The sequence below is a fragment of the Demequina flava genome (assembly GCF_000975035.1).
Taxonomy (GTDB): domain Bacteria; phylum Actinomycetota; class Actinomycetes; order Actinomycetales; family Demequinaceae; genus Demequina; species Demequina flava.
In genome coordinates this window covers 227,624-239,810 of the sequence record NZ_BBRA01000001.1, presented here as the reverse complement: position 1 = coordinate 239,810, position 12,187 = coordinate 227,624, and the positions used below count along the sequence as shown (strand labels likewise).

General features: G+C 63.3%; 7 protein-coding genes. 1 reads left to right on the top strand and 6 read right to left on the bottom strand.

Annotated features, from left to right (window positions below; translation table 11 throughout):
- Nucleotides 1–23 precede the first annotated feature (23 nt).
- Nucleotides 24–1,751: an MFS transporter gene (locus tag AOP74_RS01110; protein WP_061960494.1), complete on the bottom strand. Its 1,728-nt coding sequence runs from the start codon at nt 1,749–1,751 to the stop codon at nt 24–26.
- Between the two features lie 426 nt (nt 1,752–2,177).
- Here AOP74_RS01110 and ileS point away from each other — a divergent pair, with 426 nt between their 5' ends.
- Nucleotides 2,178–5,408, top strand: coding sequence for an isoleucine--tRNA ligase (ileS, locus tag AOP74_RS01105; protein WP_061960492.1), 3,231 nt, complete (start codon nt 2,178–2,180; stop codon nt 5,406–5,408).
- 55 nt (nt 5,409–5,463) lie between these two features.
- Here ileS and AOP74_RS01100 read toward each other — a convergent pair whose 3' ends face one another.
- Genes AOP74_RS01100 through AOP74_RS01080 form a run of 5 tightly spaced genes read right to left on the bottom strand, consistent with a single transcriptional unit; the run spans nt 5,464 to nt 11,944 of the window.
- A complete protein-coding gene (locus AOP74_RS01100) occupies nt 5,464–6,723 on the bottom strand; it encodes a metal-dependent hydrolase family protein (RefSeq protein WP_236683691.1) in 1,260 nt (419 codons plus the stop codon).
- A 20-nt stretch (nt 6,724–6,743) separates the two neighbouring features.
- Nucleotides 6,744–7,577, bottom strand: coding sequence for an ABC transporter ATP-binding protein (locus tag AOP74_RS01095; RefSeq protein ID WP_082095920.1), 834 nt, complete (start codon nt 7,575–7,577; stop codon nt 6,744–6,746).
- Nucleotides 7,574–9,268 carry a dipeptide/oligopeptide/nickel ABC transporter permease/ATP-binding protein gene (locus AOP74_RS01090; protein ID WP_082095919.1) on the bottom strand — a complete coding sequence of 565 codons (1,695 nt, stop codon included), beginning with the start codon at nt 9,266–9,268 and terminating at the stop codon, nt 7,574–7,576. The genes AOP74_RS01095 and AOP74_RS01090 overlap by 4 nt, the downstream gene beginning before the upstream one ends.
- The gene (locus tag AOP74_RS01085; protein ID WP_082095918.1) at nt 9,265–10,356 is read right to left on the bottom strand and encodes an ABC transporter permease; all 1,092 of its coding nucleotides are present in this window, start codon (nt 10,354–10,356) and stop codon (nt 9,265–9,267) included. Before AOP74_RS01085 ends, AOP74_RS01090 begins: the two co-directional genes overlap by 4 nt.
- Nucleotides 10,357–10,360: 4 nt before the next feature.
- Nucleotides 10,361–11,944, bottom strand: a complete 1,584-nt coding sequence (locus AOP74_RS01080; protein WP_061960488.1) for an ABC transporter substrate-binding protein — start codon at nt 11,942–11,944, stop codon at nt 10,361–10,363.
- Nucleotides 11,945–12,187: the final 243 nt, after the last annotated feature.

Here is a 12,187-nt window from a genome sequence, read left to right as displayed (position 1 = left end):
ACCTGCCAGCGCGCGAGGAAACGTCAGCGCATCCGCGTGGTGATGCCGTAGCCGACGCTCTCCATCGACTGCAGTCGCTCGGACCGGTCACCCGGCACGGAGCGGGTGCGGACCTTGCCGGACTTGGGCTTGCCACCCTTGCGGCGCTGAATTCCGAGCTCCTTTTCGCGCTGCCTCCAGGCGGAACGGCGCGCATTGAGCTCGGCGACGCTCGCTTGGGCCGCGCGCACGTGCCGTGGCACGTTCAGCAGGGAGCGGGTGCGCTTGTCGACGGTGACCGTGATGAGCAGCGCAATCATGAAGATGAAGAAGGACACGGCGGGGAGCGCTTGCGTTCCCCACGTGCCGACGATGCCTGCACCGACGACCGGACCGGCTGCCGCACCTGCATTCGCTGTCGTCGTGTAGATGCCGCCGCCAACTTCCGTGCGCCACGGTGTGTGACGCATGGCCCAGTTCAGTAGCGCCGCGACCAGCACGGCCCATCCCGCCGCTTGGAGTCCTTGGGCGATGACGGCCGCCCAGCCACCGCCGGTCCACAGAATCGCCCATGCCAGCGCAACCATGGCCGCACCGATCGCGACCGTGCGCACCGCGTGGCGGACGATGTAGCGCGACACCGCCATCGTGGCCGCGACGGCGAGGAGGCCGCCGAACGCAAACATCAGCGGCAACATGTCGGTGTCAAGACCGGACACTTCGGTGAAGAACGGCACGATGTAGGTCCACGTCGCGGACATGCCCATCGCGGCCAGGAAGGTCACCGCAAGCACGCGGAAGAAGTCGTTGCGGGACGGCAGGTCACCGAGGGTGTGTGACGTGGAGGTCACTCCGCGACTGCTCGGCAACACCATGGCGACGGCAACGGCGAGCGCAATACCGAGGACGGCGAGCGCGAAGTACGGCACGCGCCAGCTCAGGTTTGCGCCCGCAGCCGTGACCAGCGGTGTACCGATGACACCCGCGGCTGCGGCGCCCAACATGATGCCGGTCACCGTCTTGGGGCGCAGATGAGGCGCGAAGAGACTCGCAGCAGTAGGCGCGACAAGAGCCCAGAACAGTGCGTGTGCCACGCCCGACGTGACACGGCCAGCCGCGAGTTGCCCCATGGTGGTCGATGTCGCTGCGATGACGAGCCCAACGCTCCACACCGACATTGCCGCGGTGATCGAGACACGGCGGCTCCATCGCTTTGTGAGGAACGTCAGAGGGATCGCGCTGAGCACGACCGTGAGCGCGAACGCCGTGGCCAAGAGACCTACAGCAGAGACGCTGACGCCCAGCCCCGCGGCGATATCGGTGCTCAACGCGACAATCGTCGCCTCGTTCACACCCATCGCGAAGGCGCCGACTGCAAGGGTCAGAAGTCCAAGCTTGGCGCGCCGCGCGCTGACCAGAAGCGAGGCTTCGGACCGGCTACCCGGCTCTTCTTCCTCGAGCACCACGGCTGCCGCACCGCCGATGACCGGTATGGACATCGTGGTGGGCTGGTGCTCGTAGTGCTCTGCGTAATACGAGTCGTGGGTGGGCTCCGCGTCGGCGGTATCGTCGGTGGCGTGTGCCTCGACGGTAGGGATTCCGTCAGTCGTTTCGCCATCCGATTGGCCCGGTTCGGAGGACTGCTCGGCGGAGTGCGCCGCGGCTTCCGCCTCCTCGGCGTCGATGCGCTCGATGATCTCCATCGTGCGCGTCGCGTCACTCTCAAGGTACGGCCGCATGTCCAGTTCTAGGGTGCGGGGCACGTCGTTCACGCAGCACTCCTTTCGCGGCTGGTGGAGAGTGGCTACTCCATGGGTACAGTCCCTTGTCTGTGGGCGCAATCTGGGTGCTGCGCATGTCCGTCCCGACAACGGCGCGCGTGCCCGGTTTGTTCCTGATCTGCGCGTGCCGGTCCGGGCGATACACTGGGAGCATCAGCACAGACCCGGCCATCACCGGTGAGCTTGCGGAAGAACGGATTCTTGTCCTAGGACGTGGGTCTCAGTAGAACCGCACGGGCAGCCCGTCACAGCGGCGCTTTCGTGGAAGCGAGAGCATGAGCGGTCGCGCTTTGCCTGCAACGGCAGGGGAGTGCGGCAAGCGAGGTGGTACCGCGCATCGGCCGTGTGAGCACGGAAGGTTGCGTCCTCGTACGGAACAGTCCCACGAGACCCGCGCAAAGGACCACTGAAGCTGCTATGAGTGCCTACCCCCAGCATCGGCCCGAATCCTCCATCCCGGCCTCGCCGAGCTTTCCCTCCATTGAGGAGGAAGTGCTCGGGTACTGGAAGGACGACGACACCTTCCAGGCGTCGATCGACAACCGCGCGGAGGCCGAGGAGTTCGTCTTCTACGACGGTCCTCCCTTCGCGAATGGGTTGCCGCACTACGGCCACCTGCTGACCGGCTACGTCAAGGACGTGGTGCCGCGCTTCGAGACTATGCGCGGATTCAAGGTCGAGCGGCGTTTTGGCTGGGACACGCACGGACTGCCCGCTGAGCTTGAGGCCGAGCGCATCCTTGGCATCACCGATAAGTCGCAGATCGACGAGATGGGCATTGCCGCCTTCAACAAGGCATGCCGGGACTCGGTCCTGAAGTACACCGACGAGTGGCAGGAGTACGTCACTCGCCAGGCGCGCTGGGTGGACTTCGACAACGACTACAAGACGCTCGACCCCACCTTCATGGAGTCGGTGATCTGGGCATTCAAGACGCTGTACGACAAGGGCCTGGCCTACGAGGGGCACCGCGTGCTTCCGTACTGCTGGCGCGATGAGACGCCGCTGTCCAACCACGAGCTGCGCATGGACGACGACGTGTACGCGATGCGCCAGGACCCCGCGCTCACGGTTGCAATGCCGCTACGGGCCGATGCCGTGGCTGGGTCTGCGCTTGATCCTTCCGTGAAGGAGGCGCTCACTGGCGCGGAGATCCTGATCTGGACGACGACCCCGTGGACGCTGCCCAGCAACCTTGCCGTCGCGGTGGGGCCGGAAATCGAGTACTCGATTGTGGCTCCCGGCGCCGAGTCGGCGTTTGCTGGCCGCAAGGTTGTCGTTGGCTCTGGTCGCGTGGCTGCGTATGCGCGTGAACTTGGCGAGGATGCCGAAGTTGTCGCGACGGTGACGGGCGCGCAGCTTGGCGCGCTCACCTACGACGCTCCGTTCCAGTACTTCGCGGACCTCGACAACGCGCACCAGGTGCTCGTTGCCGACTTCGTGTCGGTCGAGGACGGTACGGGAATCGTGCACATGGCTCCCGGCTTTGGTGAGGACGACGCCGCCGTGTGTGGCGAGGCAGGCATCGAGACGGTCGTGCCGGTTGACTCCAAGGGTCGCTTCACCAGTCAGGTGTCTGACTATGCGGGGCAGCAGGTGTTCGACGCGAACGCGAACATCATCCGCGATCTCAAAGAACGCAGCATCGTGTTGCGCCACGAGACCTACGACCACAGCTACCCGCACTGCTGGCGCTGCCGCAACCCTCTGATCTACCGCGCCATCTCGTCGTGGTTCATCAAGGTCACCGACTTCCGCGACCGCATGGTCGAGCTCAACGGCGACATCACCTGGGTGCCCGAGCACATCAAGGATGGTCAGTTCGGCAAGTGGCTCGAGGGTGCGCGCGACTGGTCCATCAGCCGCAATCGTTACTTCGGCACGCCCATCCCCGTGTGGGTCTCGGACAACCCGGAGTTTCCGCGCGTCGACGTCTATGGTTCCTTTGCTGAACTCGAGGCCGACTTTGGTCGCCTCCCCCTGAACGAGGACGGCGAGCCCGACCTCCACCGGCCGTTCATCGACGAGCTCACGCGCCCCAACCCGGACGACCCCTCCGGCCAGTCCACGATGCGCCGCATCTCCGACGTGTTCGACGTGTGGTTCGACTCCGGTTCCATGCCGTTCGCACAGGTGCACTACCCGTTCGAGAACGAGCAGTGGTTCGACACCCACAACCCGGCGGACTTCATCGTCGAGTACATCGGGCAAACCCGCGGCTGGTTCTACGTGATGCACGTGCTCGCGACCGCGCTGTTTGACCGCCCGGCGTTCTCGAGTGCCATCTCGCACGGCATTGTGCTGGGTTCTGACGGACGCAAGATGTCCAAGAGCCTGCGCAACTACCCGGACGTCAACGAGGTCTTCAACCGCGACGGCTCCGACGCGATGCGCTGGTTCCTCATGGCCTCACCAATCCTCCGTGGCGGCAACCTGGTCGTGACAGAGGACGGCATCCGCGAAGGCGTACGCGAGGTGATGCTGCCGCTATGGTCGTCGTACTACTTCTTCACCCTCTACGCGGGTGCCGCCAACGGCGGAAACGGATACGAAGCATCGGCCGTATCGCCGGACGCCGTCACGGGCTTGCCCGTGATGGACCGCTACGTGCTCGCCAAGACCGCGGAACTGGTCGACACCATGTCCGCGCAACTGGCGGAGTACGACGTGCCCGGAGCATCCGACACCCTGCAGTCCTTCATGGACCTGCTGACCAACTGGTACGTGCGCACCCAGCGCGACCGCTTCTGGTCGGAGGATGCTCAGGCGTTCGACACGCTCTACACCGTCCTCACGACGGTCACGCGCCTGGCCGCTCCGCTGCTGCCGCTGCTGACCGAAGAGGTCTACCGAGGGCTGACTGGCGAGCGCTCCGTGCACCTCACCGACTACCCGGTGGCTTTGGATGCGTGGCGAGACGATTCGCTGGGTGGCGTCATGGACCAGGTACGTGAGGTCGTGTCCTCGGCTCACGCGCTGCGCAAGGCCGAGCAGATCCGTGTGCGCCAGCCGCTCGCGCTGCTCAAGGTTGCCGTCGCCTCACCCGTCTCGCTCGAGCCGTACGCGGGCCTCATTGCGTCCGAGCTCAACGTCAAGGCGGTGTCGCTGGTGTCCGTGGAGGACTTCACCGCCGCGCACCCCGTTGAACAGCGCTTGTCGGTTAACGCGCGTGCCGCTGGTCCGCGCATCGGCAAGCAGGTCCAGGCCGCGATCAAGGGATCCAAGACGGGCGACTGGTCTGTGTCCGACTCTGGTGAGCTGGTGTCCGGCGGGATCGCGCTGGTCGAGGGCGAGTACGAGCTTGCGACCGTGATTGGGGACGGGGGCGAGTCCTCGGACGCCGCGTCTGTTCTGCCGTCTGGCGGCTTCGCGCTGCTCGACACCGCGCTGACGCCGTCGCTGGAAGACGAGGGCTACGCGCGCGACGTCATTCGCACCGTGCAGGACACCCGCAAGTCGCTCGACCTCAACGTCGCAGACCGGATCGTGCTTGCGCTGACGGTGCCTTCCGACCGCGTTGCGGCCGTGGAGACGTGGGCCGAGCTCATCGCGTCGGAAACCTTGGCGGTCGACCCTGCGACCGGAGCGGCTCGAGTGTCCGTGGTGGCCGGGGATGACCTGCTAGCGGAGATCGCCGTCGGGAACTGAGTGCGTATGTGAAGTAGCTTTCCTCAAGGCGGGCACCGCGCGGAGGAAAGCTACTTCACACTCGGCTTGTCATCGAGTCGAGGTCCTTGACTACCGTGCCCGCTTGGACAACCGCGCGGATCGTGTCTGGATCCTCGAGGGCGTGAATGCTCTTGAGCGGGTCGATTTCAGTAACGACGAGGTCCGCCATCATCCCCGGTCCCAGAGTCCCTAGGCTGTCGCCGAGACGAAGAATGCGTGCACCTACCGCAGTCCCTGCGTGAATAGCCTCGAAAGGGGTCAACCCAGCATCGACCAGGTGGCCGAGTTCCGCTAGGTTGCGTCCTTGTGTATGGATCCCCGCGTCAGTACCCATCCCAAGGGTGACGCCGGCGTCGATGGCGCGTCGCGTCGAATCACGACCGCGCTCCTGCCAACCTCGCTTGAGTGCTGCCCTCTCTGGTCCGACCACTGTGGGGTCCGCTGGCTTGAGGAGAGTGGCAAGCGTGGGAATCAATGCAGTCCCGCGTTCGGCCATCAGCGACAAGGTCTCGTCTGTAACGTCGTACCCGTGCTCGACGCTGGATGCACCACCAACTACCGCAGCCGTCACGCCGTCCGCACCTTGTGCGTGGGCAGTGACGGGCTGGCCTTGAAGCTTCGCCATTTCTTCAACAATGAGCGAGACTTGGGACGTGGGTACGCCGGGGTGGTCGGGACCGTAACTCGGTGACGACATGCCCCCAGTGGTGCAAACTTTGATGACATCCGCCCCAGTCCGGGCGAGTCTGCGAACGGCGCGGATCACTTCGTCGTCAGTGTCAACAACCTCCCACCCCGGCGTGGTGGCGCGCTCGGCGTAGAGAGGGACGGAGCCATTCGGGTGGACTGGATCTCCGTGCCCACCGGTGGGGGAGAGCAGTGCGATAGCCAGGTGTAGACGGGGGCCAGAGACTCTGCCCTGCGCGATGGCCTTGCGATATCCCGGGGTCAGTCCCGAGAGGTCACGAGCCGTGGTGACGCCAGCGTTCAGCGTCGATCGCATGGTCGACGCGGTGGCAAAGGCTTCCTCTTCAGGGAACCATCGCCGTTGTTCCTCCTGATCCGCTTCATGGGACATCGCAAGGTGCACATGGAGGTCGACAAAGCCGGGCATGACAAACCCGCCCCGAGCATCGACCACGGTCATAGCGTGGCCGCGTGACGGGCGGCGAGGGCCGACGTAGGACACTACGCCGTCGACAAACTCCACCTCAGCATCGAATAGAGGATCCCGGAGCGTCCCATCGAGCACGGTGGCGCCCACGATGCGAGTGATGCCGGGAGAAGCGGGCACGTGTGGGAGTCGAGCGACCGTCATTGGTGAGATGCCTTTCCCCGCGGAGTGGAAGCCATTGACCGCTCGGCGTCCAGTGCTGTGGCATCGAGGGTGAAGCCTGGCGATCCCGGGTCAGCTTCCAGGAGCGAGCGCGTGTACCAGTGCTTTGGATCGTTGAAAATCTGTGCCACAGGCCCGCGTTCGACCACGACGCCCCTGTACAGAACCAGCACCTCATCGCTCACACGCTGGACGACGGCAAGGTTGTGCGAGATGAACATCATGGTGAGGCCGAGGGTGTCCCTGATCTCGGCCAGAAGTTCCAGGATTTGCGACTGTACAGACACATCGAGCGCCGACGTAATCTCATCTGCGATGACCAGGGTCGGGTCCACAATCAGCCCACGCGCGATTGCAATTCGTTGGCGTTGGCCGCCGGAGAACTCGTGGGGATAGCGATCCATCATCGACCCTGCGAGGCCCACTCTCTCGAGCCAGTCGACGATCCGTTCGCGGTGCGGCCGCACACGGCCTCGGCCGGGCTCGATCGCTTCCGCCAACGTTTGGCCAATGGTCCTCCTGGGTGATAGCGAGGAGAAAGGGTCTTGCGGGATCATCTGGGTTCGTCGTCGGTAGTCTGCAAGTTGCCGGCGGGTGGCGTGACGCACATCCAGGCCGTCCACCCACACCTCACCGTCGGATGCAGGCACAGTTCCTACGAGCGTCTTCGCGAGCGTGGACTTTCCCGATCCTGACTCGCCAACGACCCCGATGGTCGTGCCGGTAGCGAGGGCGAACGACACATCGCGCAGGACGTGGGCCGAGCCAAAGTGGACGTTGAGATTGGCGACGTTGACGATGGTCTCGTTCATTGCTGCTCCTCGTTTGCCACGCTCACGACGGGAGTGGCCGCAAGGAGTTGCCTGGTGTACGGGTGTTGAGCCCCCTCAACAGTGAGATTCTCCATCGAAGAGATTTCCTCAACAATCTGACCCCGCTGCATGACCAGAACTCGGTCGCATAGGCGACGAACCACTCCGAGGTCATGTGAGATGAAGAGCACGGCGGTGCCTCGTTCTGAGTTAAGGCGATGGATGAGCGCCAGGACCTCACGCTGCACAGTGACGTCAAGTGCGGTGGTTGGCTCATCTGCAATCAGCAACTCGGGCTCAACACTCATCGCGGATGCAATCATCGCCCTTTGGTTCATGCCTCCAGAGAGCTCATGAGGATTCTGGCGCAGGCGGCCCTCTGGGTCTGGCATGAGAACATCTTTGAATGCCGCGACTAGGGCATTGCGAGCTTCACGCCGTCGCATCCCCATCCTGGTGCGCAACACGTCTGTGAGTTGCGAACCGAGAGTAAGGGCGGGATTGAGCGCTGTTCCTGGGTCTTGGTACACAAGGCCGATGCGTGAAGCGAGTTCAGGTTGTGGAACTCGCCCAAGGAGGTCGGTTTCACCTAGGGTCAGGCGGCGTGCGGAAGCGTGCAATCCATCCTGCAAAAGACAAGATGCGACAGAAGCGGTCAGAGACTTTCCCGAGCCGGACTCTCCCACAATTCCCACGATCTCCCCGCGGCGAATCGTGAACGAGACGTCGGAGACAATCTCCCGTCCAGACTCAATGTGGCTCACGTGGATACCATCGGCGACAAGGAGTGCGTCTTGCGGCACCTCGAGTGAAGTGGACTTGTCAGATCGCGCGGAGACGCGCGCTTGCTTTGCGTTGGACCGGGGGTTTGCTGCGGCGGCTAGCCCGTCTCCAACGAAGAGGGCGGCCATTGAGACAAAGATGATGGCCACCGCAGGACCAACGAGCAAAATCGGGTTCGTCATGATCTTTGACAGGCTGTCGGAAAGTAGGGTCCCGTAGTCGTAGTACGGAGCTTGTGTGCCTAGGCCGACGAACGATAGCCCGGATATCTCGACTAAGGCTCCGGCGAATGCCTGAGCGGTAATGATTAGCATCGGCTCAGCCATATTAGGGAGCACGTGCCGAATTGCGATGCGGGGGCCTGGAACGCCCAAGAGACGGGCTGTCGTCACGTACTGGCGGGCCGCAATGCCTGACGCGAGGTTGGCAGTGAGGCGCGCAAATCCCGCGATACTGGCGATGGCGACCGCGATCACTGCAGTGACCGCACCCTGTCCCAAGATAGCGGCCACGATGATCGCCAGCAGGAGTCCCGGGTAGGAAATGAAGAACTCGATTAGCCGTAGTCCAAGGTTGCGGATACGTCGAGGAGCCAGCCAGACGCCGATCCCGAAGCCGATTCCCACGACTGCCGCCAGCGAGGTCGCCGCGAGAGCCATCAATACTGTCGTCCGTGTGGCGACGAGGGTCCTGGCGAGCATGTCTCGTCCAAGGGCATCCGTCCCGAGTGGGTGACCGGCAACGGTGCCAAGGTTTGAGTTTCCCGTTAACTCGGCCGCCTGGTCGGTGTAGAAAAACGGCGCAAAGATGGCGACGAGCGCCACGATCGCGAACATGACGATGCCCGCGATCAGTGTGCCGTTCCAACGGACACGGCGCGTCTGCGGGCGCGCTACGGTGGCGTTCAACGTTCTTCTCCGAGGGTCCGAGGGTCGATAGCGCCAAGGACGATGTCGATGACGAGGGTAGTGATCAGCGAGATCGCGCCGATGACGAACACCGCGGCGCGGATGACGGGATAGTCCTTGTCTTCAGCGATAGCGCGGATCACTGCACTGCCAATTCCCGGCCAGCCGAACACCGTCTCCACGATAAGAGCGGAACCGAGCAACGCGGTGAGGATGATCCCTGACAGCGTGAGCGCGGTGGTGAGCACGTTTGGGAGCAAGTGCTTCCCATATCGCACGATGGCCGGAAGTCGCCATCCGCGCGCGCTACGCATGTAGTCCATTTCTTCGATCACCGCGGCTTCACGCCGCACGATGCGGGCCATGCCTCCGATGCTGCCAATGGACAGTGCTGCGATAGGCAGCACGGCAGATTGCCAAAACCCATAGGCAAGGGTGTACGCCGGCGGAAACCACGACAGCCACAGAGCGAAAATCACGACGAGAAATGTTGCGAGGATGTACGGGGGAATCGATGTGAGAACACTTGTAATCGTGGTGAAACTTGTGCCGAGCCAGCGGCGGCGGTCGCCACGCGTTGCGATTGCGACCGAGATCCCCAACGCCACACCGCCCACCAGCACGATCAGAACGGACGCGAACGCGATTGTGATTGTGTACGGCGCAGCAGCCATGACGATGTCGAGGGCCGGAACGCCGTAGCGAAATGATTCGCCAAAATTGCCGGTCGCCACCCCTACGAGGTAGTCCCACAGTTGGGCAAGGGTGGGGTCATCAAGGCCAAGCTCTGAGCGCACAGCATCGACGGTGGCCGGCGAGGCGTCGGGGCCGGCGATAGCCTCAGCTGGGTCCCCAGGAATAAGTTGAACGATGAAAAACGTCATGAGGACGAGCATGACGAGGCTGATTGCGAGGCTCTTGAACCTGCGAATGAGGAACCGTTTCCACGTCTGAGCCCGACTTCCTGCTCCATGCGGGCTGACGGCGGGAGCGCCGCCCGTGCCGGGGGCCTCGGAGTCGTTCGACAGCGATTCGGGCACTGTGGTGTCGTTCCTTCCTTGGTCTCCGGCGCGAGCGGCGCTATTCATGTCTCTACGCCGTCACACGCATGGCGGTGAGGTCCCAGTTGCCGGCGATGATCGGCGACGAGAAACCTGCGCGCGACACGATGAAGTGCGTGTCGGAGATCAGGGGGGCAAAGGCGACGTCGGCAAGTACCGACTCTTGAGCTTCGAGCAAGGAAGCGCACGCGGCATCCTCATCGTCGGTCGACATCGAGACGGCGAGTGCAGAGTCTGCAACGTCGTTGACCTTGCCTGTGATGTTGGAACCGCCGTCTTCAGTCAGCGGCCCCATTACACGTTCGAGAGAAAGGCTGACAATTCCGGTGGTGTTGCCATCGGCGACGAGAGTGACATCCCAGATGCCCTTCTCGGCCCGCTGAGCTGCTCTCCAGTCGGCGGGGTCAAGTTCGGTAACTTCGACGGTTGCGCCTGCGGCCCGCAGAGACTCTGACATGTAGTCAGTCGCGGCGTCCCAGTTCGACATCGTGAGCAGACGGATCGTCACGCCTTCGAGCTCGCTCGTGGCGGCCGCCGTGTCGTACGGCTGAAGTAGTGACTCGTCATCAGCTACACACGGGGACTGCGTGTACGTGATGGAGGTCAGCGGAGTGCCGAGACCATCGAGTGCGGCCTCGTTGAACCTTTCGCGCGATACTGCGCTGGCAGCAGCGGCACGGAGTTCCGGAGCATCGATGAAGATGGATCCAGAACCCTCCGTTTGGTTAAAGACGAGAGAGTAAGCTGAGGCGTTGGTTGTCTCATATGAGTAGTCATCGCTTTCGGTGAACTGAAGCGCGTTGGAATCGTAGAAACGAGTAACGTCCACTCCTCCTGACTGCAGGAGATTGGCGGAGGTAGTCGAATCTGCGGCAACGGTGATGTTGATCGTTTCCGCCGGCACACCGTCGAGCTCGTAGGGCCAGACTGTGTAGTCGTCACGCAAGGCGTAGGAAGCGCTCACGCCTGGGTTGCTGTCGCTCAGGGTGTAAGGGCCCGACCAGGCACCCTCAACTGTCCCCGCTGCGAGGCCCTCGAGGTCTTCGAGACCGGCAGGGCAGATCACGCCGGTGTTCTCGAGCGCAAGGCCCGCCAACACTGCTGAATACGGTTCGCTCAAACTGATGGTGAGGACATCGTCGCTCGCGGTGAACGTCGCGCTGCCCGCTCCGAATGCCTGTGCCGTGGCGGCTTGTGCGGCGGCATCGTCGACGGTTGTGAGGTACGTCAGCGAGTCCGCGACAACCTGCGCATCGATGCTTGTGCCATCGGAACACGTGGCGTCGCTGCGAATGGTGAGAGTGTAGTCCGACGCGGACTGGGCTTCCCAGTCCGATGCCAATCCGCCAACATATCCTTCGTCGCTAGCCCTGAGCAGGGTGTCGAACCCAAGGCGGGCGGCCGAGACGCTTGCCGAGCCGGATGCGATTGCGGGATCAAACTGAGTCGGAGCGGAAAAGAGCTCTGTATTGATGGTGTCGGTCGATGCGGTCGGTGCCGAAGACTCGCCAGCCGAGGTAGCGGTTCCTGGTTCTTCCGTGGCGGCTGAGCATGCCGCGAGCGTAAGTGTCGCGGTAAGTGCGTAAGTCGCGAAGGCGACGGTTTTCCTAGCCATTGTTACTCCTAGTGGACGGAGGGGGAGGTAGCCGCAGTGGTTCCGCCTCACGTTTGCGAGGCCGCTGCGGATCAGCTCAAAGGTGAGTCGCGGAGAGCGGTCAGGCATCCAACTTGTGCTGATGTGTATCCAATCTACATTCCCGTGTATCCGAACGTGAACTCCCAGGTTACGTTCTTGTAAATTCGAGGCCGACGATGCGGGTGTCGAGGGGTTGCGGTCGGGGCCGATGCTTGCAGGCCA